Annotated in this window: 14 protein-coding genes and 2 tRNA genes; 10 read left to right on the top strand and 6 right to left on the bottom strand. The window is 52.6% G+C overall.

Annotated features, from left to right (window positions below):
• Nucleotides 1-226: 226 nt before the first annotated feature.
• The 5 genes from CPA45_RS20655 to CPA45_RS20675 all read left to right on the top strand — a co-directional run bounded on the left by CPA45_RS20655 (nt 227) and on the right by CPA45_RS20675 (nt 9114).
• Nucleotides 227-772, top strand: coding sequence for a hemerythrin domain-containing protein (locus CPA45_RS20655; RefSeq protein ID WP_096654880.1), 546 nt, complete (start codon nt 227-229; stop codon nt 770-772).
• A gap of 117 nt (nt 773-889) precedes the next feature.
• The gene (gene murI, locus CPA45_RS20660; RefSeq protein WP_096654882.1) at nt 890-1681 is read left to right on the top strand and encodes a glutamate racemase; all 792 of its coding nucleotides are present in this window, start codon (nt 890-892) and stop codon (nt 1679-1681) included.
• 121 nt (nt 1682-1802) lie between these two features.
• A complete protein-coding gene (gene trmA / locus CPA45_RS20665; protein ID WP_096654884.1) occupies nt 1803-2918 on the top strand; it encodes a tRNA (uridine(54)-C5)-methyltransferase TrmA in 1116 nt (371 codons plus the stop codon).
• A gap of 200 nt (nt 2919-3118) precedes the next feature.
• Nucleotides 3119-7942 (top strand): NAD-glutamate dehydrogenase, encoded by a 4824-nt coding sequence (locus CPA45_RS20670; protein ID WP_096654886.1) that lies wholly within the window; start codon nt 3119-3121, stop codon nt 7940-7942.
• A gap of 155 nt (nt 7943-8097) precedes the next feature.
• Nucleotides 8098-9114, top strand: coding sequence for a quinone-dependent dihydroorotate dehydrogenase (locus CPA45_RS20675; RefSeq protein ID WP_096654888.1), 1017 nt, complete (start codon nt 8098-8100; stop codon nt 9112-9114).
• A gap of 169 nt (nt 9115-9283) precedes the next feature.
• Here CPA45_RS20675 and rmf read toward each other — a convergent pair whose 3' ends face one another.
• Nucleotides 9284-9493 (bottom strand): ribosome modulation factor, encoded by a 210-nt coding sequence (gene rmf / locus CPA45_RS20680; RefSeq protein WP_078086909.1) that lies wholly within the window; start codon nt 9491-9493, stop codon nt 9284-9286.
• A gap of 415 nt (nt 9494-9908) precedes the next feature.
• Here rmf and rlmKL point away from each other — a divergent pair, with 415 nt between their 5' ends.
• Both rlmKL and CPA45_RS20690 read left to right on the top strand, forming a co-directional pair.
• On the top strand, nt 9909-12134 hold the full coding sequence (gene rlmKL, locus CPA45_RS20685; protein WP_096654890.1) for a bifunctional 23S rRNA (guanine(2069)-N(7))-methyltransferase RlmK/23S rRNA (guanine(2445)-N(2))-methyltransferase RlmL: 2226 nt from the start codon (nt 9909-9911) through the stop codon (nt 12132-12134).
• Between the two features lie 11 nt (nt 12135-12145).
• The gene (locus CPA45_RS20690) at nt 12146-12481 is read left to right on the top strand and encodes a glutaredoxin family protein (RefSeq protein WP_096654892.1); all 336 of its coding nucleotides are present in this window, start codon (nt 12146-12148) and stop codon (nt 12479-12481) included.
• A 62-nt stretch (nt 12482-12543) separates the two neighbouring features.
• Here CPA45_RS20690 and CPA45_RS20695 read toward each other — a convergent pair whose 3' ends face one another.
• Entirely contained in the window at nt 12544-12825 is a 282-nt protein-coding gene (locus CPA45_RS20695) for a WGR domain-containing protein (RefSeq protein WP_078086912.1), read from the bottom strand.
• A gap of 84 nt (nt 12826-12909) precedes the next feature.
• Between CPA45_RS20695 and CPA45_RS20700 the strand changes: the two genes are divergently transcribed.
• On the top strand, nt 12910-14145 hold the full coding sequence (locus CPA45_RS20700) for a 4-phosphoerythronate dehydrogenase (RefSeq protein ID WP_096654894.1): 1236 nt from the start codon (nt 12910-12912) through the stop codon (nt 14143-14145).
• A gap of 145 nt (nt 14146-14290) precedes the next feature.
• Here the strand turns inward: CPA45_RS20700 and htpX are convergent, their stop codons facing one another.
• The 4 genes from htpX to msrB form a co-directional block, all read right to left on the bottom strand.
• A complete protein-coding gene (gene htpX, locus CPA45_RS20705) occupies nt 14291-15196 on the bottom strand; it encodes a protease HtpX (RefSeq protein ID WP_078086916.1) in 906 nt (301 codons plus the stop codon).
• Nucleotides 15197-15285: 89 nt separating this feature from the next.
• Nucleotides 15286-16533: a pyridoxal phosphate-dependent aminotransferase gene (locus CPA45_RS20710; protein WP_096654896.1), complete on the bottom strand. Its 1248-nt coding sequence runs from the start codon at nt 16531-16533 to the stop codon at nt 15286-15288.
• Between the two features lie 57 nt (nt 16534-16590).
• Complete coding sequence (gene ylqF, locus CPA45_RS20715) at nt 16591-17544, bottom strand: ribosome biogenesis GTPase YlqF (protein WP_096654898.1); 954 nt, start codon at nt 17542-17544, stop codon at nt 16591-16593.
• A gap of 129 nt (nt 17545-17673) precedes the next feature.
• Nucleotides 17674-18072, bottom strand: coding sequence for a peptide-methionine (R)-S-oxide reductase MsrB (gene msrB, locus CPA45_RS20720; RefSeq protein WP_096654900.1), 399 nt, complete (start codon nt 18070-18072; stop codon nt 17674-17676).
• 257 nt (nt 18073-18329) lie between these two features.
• Between msrB and CPA45_RS20725 the strand changes: the two genes are divergently transcribed.
• Both CPA45_RS20725 and CPA45_RS20730 read left to right on the top strand, forming a co-directional pair.
• Nucleotides 18330-18405 (top strand) — tRNA-Glu (locus tag CPA45_RS20725).
• 54 nt (nt 18406-18459) lie between these two features.
• Nucleotides 18460-18534 (top strand) — tRNA-Gly (locus tag CPA45_RS20730).

Below are 18534 nucleotides of genomic sequence, written 5' to 3' on the forward strand. Positions count from 1 at the left end.
ATCGGAAAAGCCTGTTAAGGAAACCTCAGCTTGCGAGTGAAAAATAGGTGTTTTAAGAAAAAATAAGAAAATGAGTCCTGGTAATTGTGCCCCCTTGCGAATAATTGGTGAGAGGCGCATGGTTAATTATCAACTCAAGTGTAGTGGAAACGAGTTCATGATCGTGTGCCTAGGTTTCCTAAAAATAGGGAGCAATAGGCATGACACTCAAAAAGGAGACGGCACGATGTTAAACCAACTGCGTCTAGATCATGCCAATATGGCGCGTATGCTCCATGTGCTGCAGCTTAAGCAGAAAACGTTGGTTCTGGGGGAACGTCCCAATTTTCAACTGATGCGTGAAGTAGTGGATTACATTTTGTCCTACATGGATGGCTTTGCTACACCTTTGGAGCGGATCTGTGTGGAACGGCTTCAGGCGCAAGCGCCTGATGACCTTCCGTTGATGGAGAAAATGGCCACCGACTATCGTGAGCTGAAGCCTCGTCTGCTACGGCTTTCCAATGATATCGACATGATCCTGATGGATAATATCCTGCCGATGGATCGTTTTGCAGAAGACTTGAAAGCTTATCTTGAAGCACACCGTGCCTACCTGCGTGATGAGCGTGAGGGGCTTTTTCCTCTCATTGACAAACACTTTAGTCCGGAAGATATGCAAGAGCTGCGTGACGCACTGCCTGATGGCGCTGAAAAAGAGCTAGAACGCCTTCAACTCGCTTATCCTGAACTTTACGCTGAACTGTGCGGTGCCGAAGTTCCATCTCTTTAAGGGGGAGGGTATCCATTCAGAGTAACGCGGGGCGTGTTAAACTAGCGCTCCGCTTTTTATTGATGGTCTGGAGAGTACTGGCGTGGCGAGAGCGTATGAAAGGTTAGGTAAATCTTAATGGCAGGGCCAGTACTGATTTTTGATTCTGGTGTAGGCGGTCTTTCCGTCGCCAGCTCTTTGCGTCAGCATTATCCTGAGATGGCAATGTGTTACGCCTGCGATAATGCTTGGCTGCCCTATGGTCGACGAGATGATAACGCTTTAGCTAAGCGTATCGTGGAGGTTTGCCAAGCAGCGGTTAAGGCATGCCAAGCCAGTGTTTTGGTGGTTGCCTGCAATACCGCCAGTACACTGGCCCTTGCAGCGCTGCGGGAAACCTTGAGGGTTCCCGTGGTAGGCACGGTGCCGGCAATTAAACCGGCAGCACTGGTGAGTAAAGCGCGTCACATTGGCCTCCTGGCTACCAGTGCTACCGTCAATCGGCCATATACCCAAGGGTTGATAGAGAGCTTTGCTGGTGACTGCTTGGTAACTAAGGTAGCGGCGGATGCACTGGTCACCGAGGCAGAAGCATGGCTTGCTGGTGTACCACTTAACACCAGCCGTATCGACCAAGCACTGCAGCCTCTGTGGCATGCTATTCAGTCTACCCCCGGGCTGGATACAGTGGTGCTCGGTTGCACCCACTTTCCACTCTTAAAGCACTTGCTGGTGAGGCTCGCTCCATCGCCACTGAAGTGGGTGGATTCTGGTGATGCCATTGCTCGGCGGGTAGGGGAAGTAGCGAAAACACTTGCCTACAGCAGAGTCGATGGCCGCTGCTTTACCACTGCTGCGGCGGATGAACTGGTTGAAGGGTTTGCTCGCTATGGCTTCCAAGCTCCGCAGCGTTTAACACTTGCCCAGTGATCAATTGCCCGCGCCACTAGCCTCCCCAATTATTTATGCCAACTGTTGCTAATTATTGTTACTGATTATTAATAACTGTTGTTGCTAACTACTGATACTACCTATGTTAAGAGGAGCCACCTTGGCGATTCCCACTGTCGATCCAGAACGCTATGCTGAGCAGTTAGCTGAAAAGCGTGCCTATGTTGAGAGCACTTTCGCCTCTTTCATGCCGCCTGCGCTTGAAGTGTATCCTTCGCCACCAAGCCACTATCGCCAGCGTTGCGAGTTTCGTATTTGGCATGAAGGTGATGACCTGTTCTATGCCATGTTCGAAGTGGATCCAGAAAATTCCAAAAATAAGAAGGTCGTGCGCCTTGACCAGTTTCCGGTCGCTAGTGCGCATATTAATGCGCTGATGCCGCGCCTGCGTGATGCGTTTCTGTCCAGTGATGAACTACGTCGCCGCCTATTCCAGGTCGAATTTCTGACTACGCTTTCTGGCGAAGCCCTTGTTACGCTGATCTACCACCGTCCGCTAGGGGAAGTCTGGGAAGAAGAAGCTCGTGCGCTTGAAAAGGCGCTGGGTATTATGATTATCGGCCGCTCACGTAAGCAGCGCATTGTGCTTACCCGTGACCATGTCTGGGAGCGCTTAACGGTAGATAGCCGTACGCTACACTACCAGCAGGTTGAGAACAGCTTTACTCAGCCTAACGCACATATATGCCAAACTATGCTGGGCTGGGCGCGGGAGGTCACTGCCGGACGCCAAGACGAAGACTTGGTGGAGCTCTACTGCGGTAACGGCAATTTTACCATAGCCCTTGCAGATAACTTCCGCCGCGTGCTGGCTACCGAAATTTCCCGTACCTCGGTGGCGAGTGCCAACGTTAACCTGGAGGCGAATAGCGTTACCAATGCCCAGGTGGCAAGAATGTCAGCAGAGGAGTTTTCTTTGGCACTGCAGGGTGAGAAGGCGGGGCGCCGGGTGGCTGAGATGGGGCTGGATGCATACGATTTTTCCACCGTCTTGGTTGACCCCCCACGCGCTGGACTGGATGAGCAGAGCTGCCAACACATCAGCGAATATGACCATATCGTCTATATTTCATGCAACCCGGCAACACTTGCCGAGAACTTAACCATACTTACTCGAACTCATCGCATCGAGCGGTTTGCACTTTTTGACCAGTTTCCTTTTACCAGCCACTGTGAATGTGGGGTGTCGCTCACACGGCGAGACACTTTCCAGTAAGCAATTTGTCAATAGATGTTTTGTCAATGGGTAATTTGTCAATAGTGCTTATGATGCATAAGCGGCATACACCATGAATAACCTGTCAGATGGTTAGGGCGGCAACCACAGGTAGCGTAAGCTAGCGGATAGAGTGGCCTAAGGGCCTATTGTCCTTCGTTTTTTGGCCAAATAGTGGCCCCAGGTAGTCGAGGTGATGGATGCATTACGTTGCGATTGAAGAGAGTCGGCGGGATCTTTTAAAGCAGCTACAAGAGCGACTGGACGCGCGACTGGAACCTGCTCGAGCGGCAGAAGTTGAAGCCTTCGCTCGGCACTTTTATGCCACTGTGCCGATTGAAGATCTGGTTGATCGCCGACTAGATGATCTCTACGGCGCAACGCTGTCGATTTGGCAGTTTCTGCAAAACCATGACCCCAAAAGCCCTAAAGTAAGAGTATTTAATCCGGATTTTGAAGAGCATGGCTGGCAGTCCACGCACACCTTTGTCGCGGTTTTACATGAAGATATGCCGTTTTTGGTCGACTCGGTACGCATCGAGCTTAACCGCCGGGGTCTAACCGTTCATGCTATCCAAAATGCTGTCTTTGCGGTAGGTCGAGATAGCCAGCATCAGTTAAAAGCGCTTGCTTCGCCGAAAGATGAAAACGCGCCTGAAGCACGTGAGTCACTGATAGTTATTGAAGTGGACCGCCATACCGACCCTGAATCGTTGTCCCGCATTGAGAGTAGGCTACACGACGTATTACGAGATGTGCGCACTGCGGTAGGCGATTTTGACGAGATGTGTGGGCAAATTACCGCGGCGATCCAAGAGCTTGAAAAAAACTGCCCACCGCAGATTGATCCAGATGATCACGAAGAAGCCATCGCTTTTTTAGAGTGGCTGCTGAAAGATAACTTTACGTTCCTCGGATACGACGAATATTTATTAGAAGGCAATGAGCTGCAGCGCGACTCAAACAGCGTGCTGGGTGTTTTCCGCCTTGACCAGCCGCGCTATCGCGAGCGTATTCGCACCGAAGAGGGTATTGATGAGAATGAAGACTACGTGCTGGTCCCCCAGCTATTGTCGTTCGCCAAGAGCGCTCATCACTCCCGTGTGCATCGCCCCACGTACCCTGACTACATCACGGTTGACCGCTATGACGATGATGGCAATGTAATCGGTGAACGGCGCTTCTTTGGTCTGTTTACCTCTACGGTATATAACGAGTCTCCGCGCAATATTCCGCTGTTGCGCCGCAAGCTAAAAGCCGTGATGGATATTGCCGGGTTTAACCCCCATGGGCATAACGGCAAGCAGCTGCTCCAAGTATTGGAGGTATATCCTCGCGACGACCTGTTCCAGATCAGCACGGAATCTCTTGCCAGTACTGCGTTAGGCATTCTCAATATTCGTGAGCGCCGTCAGGTGCGCCTGTTTATCCGTGCAGACGTCAGCGGTAAGTTCTACTCCTGCTTGGTGTTTGTACCGAGGGATGTATTCTCTACCGATTTGCGCCAGCGTATTCAAGGCATGTTGTGCGACGAGCTGGATGCCCACTTTGGTGACTTTAACACCTACTTATCTGAGTCGGTGCTAGCGCGTATTCAGCTCATTCTGCGCTTTAACGGTGACACGCCCAGCCAGTACGATCTTAAACGCTTGGAAAGCAAAGTGGCGCGCTTGGCGCGCAGCTGGCGCGATGATCTGCAGGCGGCGATGGTCGAAGGATTTGGTGAAGAGCGCGCCAACCACCTGATTGACCAGTTCCATGAGGCGTTCTCGGCGAGCTACCGTGAAGATTTCAATGCCCGCACGGCAGTGTTTGATGTTCAGCACCTGCTGAACTTGGACAATGGCGAGGACCTCTCTCTGTCGCTGTATCGTCCGCTGGAAGAGCAGGCGGGTGGTATGAACCTGAAGCTTTTCCACCGCGAGTCACAGATACCGCTCTCCGACGTGCTGCCGATGATGGAGAACCTCGGTCTGCGGGTGATTGGCGAGCGTCCCTACGATATTAATGCTCCCCAGCAGCGCTACTGGATTCATGATTTCGAGCTGGAGCACAGCCGCGAAGGTGTCAACCTTAGCGAGATGCGCGATACCTTCAGCGAAGCGTTTAAGCGTATTTGGGCAGGTGAAGCGGATAACGACGCCTTTAATCGGTTAATTATTGGGGCTGGGCTGGACTGGCGTGAAGTAGCGATGCTGCGTGGCTACGCCCGCTATTTGAAACAGATCCGCTTTGGCATGTCCCAAGACTATATCGCAGCCACCTTGGTGAATTACCCGACTATTACCCAAGGGCTTGTTGAACTATTCCGACTGCGCTTTGACCCAGCGTACCAGCACAGCACGACTGACGACTGTGTAGCTCGCTTAAACGAGCATCTTGAAGGCGTTGCCAGCTTAAACGATGATCAGTTGCTGCGCCGCTTTATGGAGCTGATCCAAGCTACCCTGCGCACCAATTACTATCAGACAACTGATGGCGGTGGCTTCAAGGACTACATTGCCTACAAGCTGGAGCCTTCAAAAGTTACGGGGATGCCCAAGCCGCGTCCAGCGTTTGAGATTTTTGTGTGCTCGCCGCGGGTTGAAGGTGTTCACCTGCGCGGTGGCAAAGTAGCGCGGGGTGGTTTGCGCTGGTCTGACCGTTTGGAAGACTTCCGTACCGAAGTGCTCGGTCTGGTGAAAGCCCAGCAGGTGAAAAACGCGGTAATCGTACCCGTCGGCGCGAAAGGTGGCTTTGTATGCAAGCGCATGCCAGAAAACGCTGACCGTGAAACTCAGCAGAAAGAAGGTATTGCCTGCTATCAGATCTTTATTCGTGCTCTGCTGGATGTGACCGACAATTTAGTAGGTGGCGAGGTAGTGCCGCCACAAAACGTGGTGCGTCACGATGAAGACGATACCTATTTGGTTGTCGCTGCTGATAAAGGGACGGCTACCTTCTCGGATATCGCTAACGAAATATCCGTAGAGTATGGCCACTGGCTGGGTGATGCCTTTGCTTCTGGCGGCGCCAATGGTTACGACCATAAAAAGATGGCGATCACCGCTCGTGGTGCATGGGAATCGGTTAAGCGCCACTTCAAAAATCTAGATATAAACACCCAGCAAGACCTGTTTACAGTAGTGGGCATTGGCGATATGGCTGGGGATGTTTTCGGCAACGGCATGCTGCTGTCAGATAAAATCCAGCTGGTGGGAGCGTTTAACCACCTGCATATTTTTATCGACCCAAACCCCGATGCTGATGCGGCTTTTGCGGAACGTAAACGGCTGTTCAATTTGCCCCGTTCAAGCTGGGAAGATTATAGCGCTGAACTGATTTCCAAAGGTGGTGGTGTCTTTAGTCGTAGCGCTAAATCCATCGTTATTACGCCTGAAATGCAGCAAGCATTTGGTATTGAGGAAACGCGCCTGTCGCCCAATGACCTCATTCGCGCCATGCTAAAGGCGAAGGTTGATCTTATTTGGAACGGTGGCATCGGCACCTATGTGAAAAGTTCTGAAGAAACCGACGCTGATGTGGGCGACAAAGCCAATGATGCACTGCGTATTAATGGTGCAGAGCTAAACTGTCGCGTAGTGGGCGAAGGTGGCAACCTGGGCTTGACCCAACGTGGCCGAATGGAAGCAGCAGCCAATGGAGTGCGAGTTTACACCGACTTTATTGATAACGCTGGTGGGGTTAATTGCTCCGACCATGAGGTCAATATCAAGATATTGATCGATGAAGTGGTTAAGCGTGGCGATATGACTGACAAGCAACGTAACCAGCTGCTGGCGGAAATGACAGAAGAGGTTGCTGACCTGGTTATTCTGGATAACTATCGCCAAACCCAAGCGCTGGATCTGTCAGAGATTCTTTCCCACCATGGGATGGGGCCTTACCGCCGCTTTATTAGCGAGCTTGAGTCTGCTGGACAAATCGATCGCGAGCTTGAGTTTTTGCCCGCTGACGATGTGCTCAAAGAGCGAGCCAGCAGTGGTCAGGGGATGCGCCTGCCTGAGCTTTCGGTGTTGATCTCTTATGCTAAGAGTACGTTGAAAGGTGATTTGATCAACTCTGATGTGCCCGATGATCTCTATATCCATCGCCATCTGGAGCGGCTATTCCCGGCAGTACTGAGCGAGCGTTATAAAGATGAGATGTACGAGCATCGCCTGAAGCGTGAGATTGTGGCGACTCAGGTAGCTAATGATCTTGTCGATCATATGGGGATTGTATTTGTCCGCCGCCTGATGGACTCCACCGGTGCAGGCCGTGCTGATATTGCCCGTGCTTACATCGTTGCCCGAGACGCATTTAATCTGCCTGCTCTTTGGGCGCAGATCGAAGCCCTCGACAACCAAGTGCCGAGCCGTGTGCAGTACTCCATGATGCTTGACCTGATGCGTATGATCCGTCGCGCTACGCGCTGGTTCCTGCGCATGCACTTGGGGCTTTCTACTCAAGATGCGATAGAGTACTTCCGTCCGCGCTTAGCCCAGCTGCAAGAGGGGATTGGCGAGCTTCTAAGTGGGGAAGAGCAGGCCGCGTGGCACAAGCGCTGTGACGAGCTACAGGAAGCAGGTGTGCCGGAGGCGTTGGCCTCAACAGTGGCGGCAGCGCCTAGCCTCTATGCCGGACTGGGCATTATTCAGGCGGCGCGCATCACCAATGAGAAGCCCCAGCGGGTGGCCGAAGTGTTCTATGAAATTGGCAGCCGCCTTGAGCTTCCTTGGATGATTCAGCAGGTTACCCACCTAGAGGTACGGGATGCTTGGCAAGCCCAGGCGCGGGAAACCTTCCGTGACGATATTGACCGCCAGCAGTTGGCGCTCACCACCAGCGTATTGAAGCTTGAGGCCGGAAGCCGCGATACCCAGGAGCGTGTTGCCCAGTGGCTTGAACAGCACGCTGAGCTGCATCGTCGGTGGTGCCGCCTGATTGATGAAGTACGTGGTGGTAGCGAAGGCGGGTTTGCGCTGTTTGCCGTTGCCGTACGTGAATTGGTCGACCTTGCGGAAAGCGATAGCGAAGCATAATACACACTTCTCTACTGCTTAACGTACACATCGCGCCCTGGCCCAGACCAGGGCGCGTTTTTGTTATCGCCTTGCCTGCGACCCTGGCTCATGTGCGCTATACTGCCCGCGCCTCGCTTTACGCCTACGCTAATCTGTCCAGGAGAGTTCCTCTGATGTATAACCTCGCCCGCTCGTTGCTGTTTCGTTTAGACCCTGAAACGTCTCATGGTATGGCGCTGCGTGGGCTGGAGGCCCTGCACCGGGTTGGAGGTATTAAGCGCGTATATGGTGAGCCGGTAAGCGATCCTATTGAACTTATGGGGCTACGTTTTAATAATCGAGTAGGCCTAGCTGCTGGGTTAGATAAAAACGCTGACCATTTGGATGCGCTAGGCGCGTTGGGCTTTGGGTTTGTGGAAGTGGGTACTGTGACTCCCAAAGCACAGCCAGGCAACCCTAAGCCACGTCTATTCCGGTTGACGGGCCACGATGCGATCATCAATCGTTTTGGTTTTAATAACAAAGGGGTAGAGCATTTAGTTCAGCAGGTAAAGCAGCGCCACTATGGCGGGATTGTCGGTATCAATATCGGTAAAAACCTAGCTACCTCTGTGGAGCATGCCCTCGATGACTACCTGCTCTGTTTAGAGGCAGTCCACGGCGTGGCGGATTATATCGCGGTAAATATTTCATCACCCAATACGCCTGGGCTACGTACGCTACAATTTGGCGAACAGTTGGATGCGTTACTAGGGCCTATACGTGCCCGTAGTCATGAGCTGGACGCTGAGACAGGCCGTAAAGTACCTCTGCTGGTAAAAATCGCCCCTGATATGAGTGAAGAAGAGGTTGCGTTAGTAGCGGGAAGTATTGCCGGTAACGCTTTGGATGGTGTGATTGCCACAAATACCACGGTTTCTCGGGAAGCGGTAAGCGGTGATCCTCAGGCAGAAGAAGCGGGAGGGCTTTCTGGAAAGCCGGTATTCGAAGCGTCTAACACGGTTATTCGTTTGCTGCGCGCCCAGCTACCTACGCTGCCGATTATTGGGGTAGGGGGGATCGATAGTGGCGATGCGGCAAGTGCTAAAATTGCCGCAGGTGCCGATCTGGTTCAACTCTATTCAGGTCTGATTTATCAGGGGCCTGGGCTCGTTAGAGAGTGTGCAGAGGCGCTTAAAAGAGCGCGATAAACAGAAAGGCAGGTGGCAAGTGCGTGGGTATGTGCAGTAGGTAAGACCTAGAGTGCCGTTTTAATATTAATCACTATTAATATTAAGCATCGTTAATGTTAAGCACTAAAAAGCCCGCTTGTAAGCGGGCTCCGTATACTTAACTTAACTAGTGAAAGGTGAAAATTAATTAGGTCATAACCATGGGGTTTTTGTGGATGCCGGAGACGCCAGTCATACCATCCCATTGATCACCGCGCCCTTCACGCCAACCACTCATCCAGTATTCGCGTAAATTTACATCTTGGCTGGGACAATCGTCACGAGAGCGACCCGTGACACCTGCTTTATATCCGTGAACATAAGCCCGCTGGAAGCGATCACGTTTTTGTCGTTTCATTGGCTAACCTCTTTTCATGAAAGCCTTTGATGAGAAATAGCATTGGGTGCAACGTTTCGATAACTTAGTTTTGATAACTTACCGATTCGTTTTGATCTTTCATCTGACAGTGCACCGACAACTATTTCGAGAGCTGACTTCAAGAGCGAGTCGTCGCACAAGCACTAATGCCTAGCACTCACGTGCTGAACGGGCAAAGCGACGTTCTCAACCAGTCATAGGTCTACAAAAGGGGGCACATTGAGAGTGAGTAAACCCAATAGTGACCATGACGGTTAACGCATGCGTTTTTTTCAGTAGCTACACTCTTATTGTTAGACCATTATGGGGTCACTTGTCGAACATCAATTTGTAATAAGACGTAAACACATTTGCCATATACAGGAATAACGCGCCTTTGCGCGCGCTGAACACCATGACTGAAACGACTCAAACTGCCCCCCTTAACCTCCTGGCAACGTGCCCTAAAGGCATAGAAGGCCTGTTGGCGGATGAACTATTGGCCCTGGGCGCCGCACCGGGTAAAACCACCGTGGCAGGCGTTTATTTTTCAGCCAACCAAGAAACTGCCTATCGGGTGTGCCTTTGGTCTCGGCTGGCGAATCGGGTAATTTTACTGCTGACGCGGGAAGCCATGATTGATACTGCCGAGCAAGTACGCGAAGTGGTTGCTCGGTTACCCTGGACCCAGCAGCTTGCTCCAGGCAAAACGTTAGCGGTGGACTTCCATGGTCGTAGTGACCATATTCGCCATACTCGTTTTGGTGCTCAAACGGTAAAAGACGGTATTGTCGACTCACTCCAGTTGGCGGGGCAGGAGCGACCTAATATCGACATTAAAACGCCTAATCTGCGCATTTATGCCCATCTGCACCGATCTAACCTAACACTGGGTATTGATCTTTCCGGTGAAAGTTTGCATCGCCGTGGCTATCGCCGTGATGTTGGTCATGCGCCATTAAAAGAGAACTTAGCTGCTGCATTATTGGTACGCGCAGGCTGGCCTGAACGGGCAAAAGCTGGTGAGCCGTTGCTAGACCCCTTGTGTGGTGCTGGGACGTTGTTGATCGAAGCAGCGTTGATGGCCGCTGACCAAGCGCCTAACCTCAATCGTGAGCGGTTTGGCTTTCATGGCTGGGCAGGTCACGACGACTCACTATGGCTGGAGCTTAAGCGTGAAGCAGAGGCGCGAGCCTCGATAGGCCGTAAACGCTGTAAGACAGCGCTAGTGGGCTTTGATCAAAGTCCTGCGGCACTATCTGCCGCGAAAGCGAACGCCATGCGTGCAGGCATTCCTGCGCTAATTACCCTACATGGCCAAAGCCTTGCTCAACTAACGAGGCCAGAGACGCTGACTGCCGAGCAGGGGCTGTTAATCACTAACCCACCTTATGGCGAGCGTTTAGGTGAATTGCCAGAGCTGGTTCGCCTATACGCCCAGCTGGGTGAAAAGGCCAAAGCGCTGTTTCCTGGTTGGACGTTGGCACTGTTTACCGGCAACCCTGATTTAGGCCATCGCCTGGGGCTGCGTGCTCATAAACAGTACGCTCTGAAAAATGGCGCTTTGGATGCCAAGCTGCTGCTCATGGAGATTGGCAGCCGTCAAGCTGGGATCGATGCCTCCTCTGAGTTGGTGCAACAAAACGGCGATGCTGCTCAGCAGGGCGCTGTTAATGAAAAACCTGCCGTGTCAGAAAATGCGCAGATGTTTGCCAACCGATTGGTGAAAAACCAGAAGCGTTTGAAAAAGTGGCTCAAACAGAGTGGTGAGAGCTGCTATCGTATTTATGATGCTGATATGCCGGAATATGCCTTGGCGGTAGACCGTTACGGCGATCGAGTGCATGTGCAAGAGTACGCGGCGCCTAGCTCAATTAACCCTGCCCAGGCACAAAAGCGGCTATTCGATGCGCTGGAAGTGCTCCCTGATGCGCTGGGCGTTGATGCCAGCAAGGTCTATATCAAACGTCGCGAGCGGCAAGCCGGTAGCGCCCAATACCAAAAACGTGATGCCAGCGGTGAACGATTTGAAGTGTGCGAAGGTAGCGCGCGCCTTTGGGTGAACTTACGTGATTACCTCGACACCGGCTTGTTTTTGGATCACCGTCCTGTGCGCCGTATGCTGAGTGAGATGGCCAGCGGCAAGCGCTTTTTGAACCTGTTTTGCTACACTGCCACCGCAACCGTGCAAGCTGCGCTGGGTGGTGCAAGTGACAGTGTCAGTGTTGATATGTCGAATACCTACCTGGAGTGGGCACGAGATAATTTTGCGCTGAATAAACTGGATCCACGGTTACATCGAGTGGTGCGTGATGACTGCTTTCGTTGGTTGGAAACCGCTAACGCTGAGTTCGACTTGATCTTCATGGATCCGCCGACATTTTCGAACTCCAAAAAAATGCGCGATACTCTAGACGTACAACGTGACCACCCGCGGCTAGTAGAGCTTGCCATGGCGCGCCTTGCTCCAGGTGGAACGCTGGTGTTCTCGAACAATCAGCGGCGTTTCAAGCTGGATGAGGCACTTAGTGAGCGCTACGCGGTGGAGGATATTACCTCGCGTACCTTTGATCCTGATTTCCAGCGGCGCACCAATCTGCACCATGTCTTTTTGTTACGCCACAAACCGTTGTCAGTATAAGAGCGAGGGTGATGATCCAACTATCGATTTACACCACTCTGGGCTGTCATCTATGTGCCCAGCTAGAAGCGCTAGTGACAACACTAGCGAACCAAGAGGTAGCGCTGCAGCGCATCGAAATCAGTGACGATGCTGCGCTTGTGGAGCGTTATGGGGTGCGTATACCGGTCTTGGTGGATAACGCAGGCGTCGAGCTAGATCGAGGGTTTGATTTGGAACGGCTAAGTGATTGGCTGCAAGAGCGTGGCTGGTTGGATGAAGCAGCACTTAAAGCGATTACCTCACCGCCTGAAAAAGCACCGCCGGTAGGCGCACATCAGCGTAACGGGCGGCGTTTTTTGGGTTGATTTTTTAGTTAGCCCTATACCCAATCAAGCGGTAGAGAGGCTAAGGTCAAAGGATAGAGAGGCTAAAGTGCGTCAAGCAGCGACAGCTGGCGCATTGCCTCTTGTCCTTCAGGCGTATGGTCGGCTGCCTCTAATACCTTGCGGAAGCCCCGCGATGTTTGGATGGTAGCCTCATCTTCTAGCCACATCTGCGCCTGCTCAAGGGTATCTGCCAATTGGTGCTTTAGCCCGCCAAACTGGGTGCCGATTTGTCCCCAGGCGCGGCTAAAAATCCAGTCGCCAAACATATCCTGGTGAATATGTACCAACACATAGTCATGGTCGGTTTCCCAGCGTACGATCACAACACTCTCCTTAAATGCCCTTCAAACACGCCTGCCCATCAAGCCGTTGCGGGCGTATTGTAAAGCCCGGATACCAAAACGCCTATGAAACTTGTAATTGACACTAATATCCCTGCTGCCGATGCCTGTTTTGGTGCCTTTGGAACGCTTATCCGCGTGCCAGGGCGAGAAATTAGCGCCTGCGATGTGGTTGAAGCCGATGCCCTGATTGTGCGCTCTATCACCCAGGTTAATCGAGCACTGTTGGCACAAAGCGCGGTGCGCTTTGTGGGCACTTGTACGATTGGCACTGACCATATTGATCGTGAGCTATTAACCGAGCGAGGCATTCACTTTGCCAGCGCCCCTGGCTGTAATGCTGAGGCGGTGGTTGACTATGTGCTTAGCAGCCTACTCACCGTTAGTGAACGTGAAGGTTGGCCGCTTCTTGAGCGCAAGGTGGGGGTCGTAGGTGTTGGTAATGTTGGCAGCCGCTTGCAGCAGCGCTTGCAAGCGCTGGGGGTGGAAACGCTGCTGTGCGATCCGCCGCGCGCAGAAAAAGAACATGTCGAACAGGATGGTGTTGGGCAGGGTAGTGCTGGACAGGGTGGTTCTGGGCAGGGTGGTACTGGGCAGGAGAGTCTTAGAGTAGAAGGGCAGCAGGGCTTCGTATCACTGGATGAACTGATCGACAGGTGTGACGTACTTTGTCTGCATACTCCGCTTGTGAGTGACGGCCCTCACGCTACCTATCAGCTACTTAATGCCCAACGTATTAATGAGCTTGCCCCTGGCACGGTGCTGCTTAATGCTGGGCGTGGCGACTGTGTTGATGGTCTGGCGCTGCGCAGCCGCTTAGCGGGTAAGGGCGATATCACTGCTATTTTGGATGTGTGGGAAGAGGAGCCAGGGATAGATGCCGGGCTGCGAGATTTAGTGGCGCTTGCCACACCGCATATTGCCGGGCACAGCCTGGACGGAAAGTTGCGTGGTAGTTGGATGATTCAACAGGCTCTGGCCGAGTTGGAGGGGCAGCCAAGCCAAACTACCTTTAATGAGCTTTGCCCTCCGCCAGCATTGGCGATGTTAACGTTGCAGCATATGCTGCCAGTGGAAGATGCGCTACGCCTTTGTGTGCGTGCCGTTTACGACGTGCGCCGCGACCACGATGCCTTGCAGCGCCAAGTATTCCAGCAGGGGATCAAGAGAGGGTTTGATTACTGTCGTGCCCACTATCCGTTGCGCCGTGAGTTCAACACTCTGAAGATAGTTTTAAAGGGTGATGCTATATCTTTGCAGGAGCCGCTAAGCGCAGCTGGCTTCCAGACTCAGTGTGGCTAACGAAATCCCTGTGTAAGGAATATTTAAATGTTAGGAACGCCTTAAATGCAAGGAGCGATGCTAGGTGTTAGACACCACAGGTAGGTGTTAGGCTACAAGGCCCGCGTGTGCGGGCCTTGTATGTTTAAAGCTAAATTATAAGCGCTTACTGACGGTAGGCAGCTTCTTTCAGCGCACGAATACGGTCATCAAGCGGTGGGTGGCTGGCGAACATCTTCTCAACCAGTGAACGGGTTTGGCCTTTCGTAATCGCCATCGCTCGCATGGTATCTGGCATTTGGTCAGGCATTTCAGTTTCTGCTTTCAGACGAGCAAGTGCATTGACCATGGCGCCAGTACCCGCTAATCGTGCACCCGCTTCGTCGGCACGGTACTCCCGGAAGCGTGAGAACCAGGCAACAATCGCCGAGGCAACAATGCCAAAGACAATTTCCGCTACCATGACGACAGCAAAGTAGCCCATAAAGCCAAGGCCCCCTTCACCGCCGCTGCGGCTTTTTAAGAAGGAGTCGATCAAGTGGGCAACTGCACGGGCGAAGAACATCACAAAGGTATTTACCACCCCTTGAATCAGCGCCAGGGTCACCATATCACCGTTGGCAACGTGGCCAATTTCATGGGCCAATACTGCGCGTACTTCTTCAGGCCGCATACGGTTCAGCAGGCCTGCTGAAACGGCGACCAACGACTCATTTTTATTCCAGCCAGTGGCAAAAGCGTTGGACTGTTGGGCGGGGAAAATACCTACTTCTGGGGTTTTAATACCCGCTTCCCGGGAAAGCTCGGCAACGGTGTCTACTAGCCACTGTTCAGTGGCGTTAGATGGCGTTTCGATAATTACTGTGCCTGTCGAGCGCTTGGCGAGCCACTTAGACATGAATAGCGAAATGATTGAGCCAGCCATACCCACGATAAAACAGAACAGCAGCAGGCCAGTAAAGTTAATGCCCTGACTGCGTAAGTAGCCTTCTACGCCAAAAAGCCGCAGCGTAAAGCTGGCTACCAGCACTACCGCTAAGTTGGTTGCCAGAAAAAGCAAAATGCGCATCATCGTTTGGGTTCTCCCTCAAGAGTCATAAAAGCGTCAGTGGAATGATGGCTTAGATACGTGCAGTTAATGACAGTTTCAAGCCCCCGATTTTATTGACGGTAATGGGACAGGAAATTGGCAAACCGGTCCAGAGCGTCGCCAAGCTGGTCGGCCCATGGGAGCGTAACAATGCGCACATGATCAGGCTCAGGCCAGTTGAAGGCGGTACCTTGCACCAGCAAGATCTTTTCCTGGAGCAGTAGATCCAGGACTAACTGTTGGTCATCTTTAATATTGAAAACTTTCGGGTCTAAGCGGGGGAAGGCGTAGAGCGCCCCTTTGGGTGTCACGCAGGAGACCCCAGGAATAGCATTTAACTTCTCGATGGTAATATCCCGCTGGGCCAGCAGGCGGCCGCCTGGGAGTATTAAATCATTGATCGACTGGTAGCCGCCAAGCGCTGTCTGAATGGCGTGCTGGGCAGGCACGTTAGCGCACAGGCGCATGGAAGCTAACATGGTTAGCCCTTGGATAAAGTCCTGAGCACGCTGCTTGGCAAGCGTTCCAGAGATTGTCATCCAGCCTGAGCGGAATCCAGCGCAACGATAGCTTTTCGACAGGCCATTCATGGTGATTACCAACTGGTCGTCATCGGCGAGGGCGCCTGTAGCGGTGTGTTCTACGCCGTCGTAGAGAATCTTGTCGTAGATCTCATCGGAGAACACCACCAGGTTGTGCTCTTGAGCGATATCCAGCACTTCACGCACAACTGCTGGTGGATAAACTGCACCAGTGGGGTTGTTGGGATTAATAATCACAATTGCCCGGGTGCGGCTGGTCACTTTGGCGCGGATGTCTGCTATATCCGGTGCCCAGTCAGCTTGCTCATCGCACCGGTAATGGACACCATGCCCGCCGGATAAGTGTGCTGCTGCTGTCCATAGTGGATAGTCTGGAGCAGGGATTAGCACCTCGTCGCCATCGTTGAGCAGTGCCTGCATGGCCATCACAATCAGTTCGGAGACACCGTTACCGATATAAATATCTTCTATACCGACGTTGGGTATCTGCTTACGTTGGCACTCCTGCATAATTGCCTTACGCGCGGAATAGAGGCCTTTGGAGTCGCAGTAACCCTGGGCGGTGGGCAGGTTACGCATTACGTCCTGCAGAATCTCTTCCGGAGCTTCGAAGCCAAATGGGGCAGGGTTGCCGATATTAAGCTTTAAAATCCGTTGCCCCTCATCTTCCAGGCGCTTGGCGTGGTCGAGCACTGGGCCACGAATGTCGTAGCAAACATTATGCAGTTTGTTTGATTTTTTAAGTGGTTGTGGTTCTGTAGGCTGAGTGGTGTCCATGAGGTGCGTTATCCAAAAGTATCCAGTGGCCGTTAGAAGTAGCTGATTATTAGCTCATTATGCGTCGTTTTGTACCGGGCTGTCTTCGTCGTTTTGTGCCGGAGGTGGTGGAATATCTGGCGGTGTTTCTAAGGTGACCCTGCCGAGCTTGCCATCCCGCAGTTCATGTAGCAGCACTTCTGCACCGCGATGCAGGTCTACCTCACCTCCAGGTCGCAGGCCACCGCGCTTTCCTGCAATTTCTTTTAAAATGGCGTGACCGTCAAAGCCAGCAATTGCCAGGAAATCTGGCTTTTTAGGGCCATCGGCATCGACTTCGTACGCTACTGGAGCCTCGTAGGTGGGCAGCGATTTTAGCTTGTAGCGCGTGCTCAACGCCTCTGGGTAGCGTTTGGCAAGCTCTGCACTGGTGACAATGGCCACATCCGTATATTCAATCGCGGTATCGCGAATTGCCCCGCTAGCAGCTAAGCGGTAGGCACTGGCTTGGTCTTCAATTTTTGGCCACAGTACCCCAGGAGTGTCGATCAGAGCCACGCGGCCATCTATACGTACTTTTTGCTGGCGCTTAGTTACTGCTGGTTCATTGCCGGTTTTGGCGATTTTGCGGCCAGCAAGGCCGTTGATCAGCGTCGATTTTCCCACGTTGGGAATGCCCATTACCATAACGCGCACGTCTCGGTCAGCGCGCACCGCGCCCGCTAGCTCATGGCAGAGCTTAGGGATTTTCTTGAGCTCACGAGTATTCGTAGTAGTAATCGCAAGTGCACGGGTGTCATCCTGAGCGTCGAAAAAGGCCACCCACTCGGCAGTGCGCTCGGGGTCGGCTAGGTCGGCTCTGGAAAGAATCTTCAATACTGGCTTGTGGCGGGTTAGCTCGGCCAGCATTGGATTGGCGCTGGAGTAGGGCAGACGCGCATCAAGCACTTCGATCACAACATCAATTTCGGGCAGCGCGTCCTTGATCTGGCGGCGGGCCTTGTTCATATGTCCGGGGAACCAGCCGAGCATGGGTTTCTCCTACAATCACAAAGAGTACGAGCACAAAAAGAGTACCAGCACAAAGAATACAAGCATAAAAAAGCGGGCTGCCATTCTAGCAGATGGCACCCGCCTTGCTGGGATAGATCAAGGTTTTTGCTATTCGTCGGGGTGAAACTCTAACGAAACAGAGTTAATGCAGTAACGTAAGCCAGTAGTTTCTGGTGGCCCATCGGGGAATACGTGACCAAGATGGGCATCACAATGAGAGCACACTACCTCAGTACGAATCATGCCATTGGAGGTATCGCGGTGTTCCTCTATGCAGCGGATACCTAGCGGGCGATCAAAGCTTGGCCAACCGCAACCCGCGTCAAACTTGTGCTCGTTCTCAAACAGCGGTGCATGGCAGCACACGCAGTGGTAGATACCTTGAGCACCGTTAACCTGATAGTCGCCGCTGAACGGCCGCTCGGTACCTTTTTCTCGGGCTACCCGGTATTGCTCTGGGGTGAGCTGCTTGCGCCACTCGTCGGGGGACTTGTCTATTTTCGCCATGGGGGTCTCCTCTCCCGCTGGTTACCGTTAAGCAGGCTAGAGTATCACTTACCTAAGTGACAGCAGATAGCATGCTCAGGTTTAGCATGTGCGAAAGGTGAAGAAATCGCCAGTGTAACGATTACACGCTGGCTGTACTGGCGTTGATCATCCCAGTGACGTCGCTCACTCCAAGTAAAACCGTTTTGATTTCAGACTGCTTGACAGTTTGTGAAGGGCTGAGTAATATACGCGCCACCTCGACGAGGCAATGAAACGTCCCATTCGTCTAGTGGTCTAGGACACCGCCCTTTCACGGCGGGAACAGGGGTTCGAACCCCCTATGGGACGCCACTTACTCTTTAGCGTAAGATCAGAAGCGTAAGAGGTCGTCAGGTAATCGGAGTTGCGGGAATAGCTCAGTGGTAGAGCATCGCCTTGCCAAGGCGAGGGTCGGGAGTTCGAATCTCCTTTCCCGCTCCA

It is taken from the genome of Vreelandella nigrificans (assembly GCF_002374315.1).
Lineage (GTDB): Bacteria > Pseudomonadota > Gammaproteobacteria > Pseudomonadales > Halomonadaceae > Vreelandella > Vreelandella nigrificans.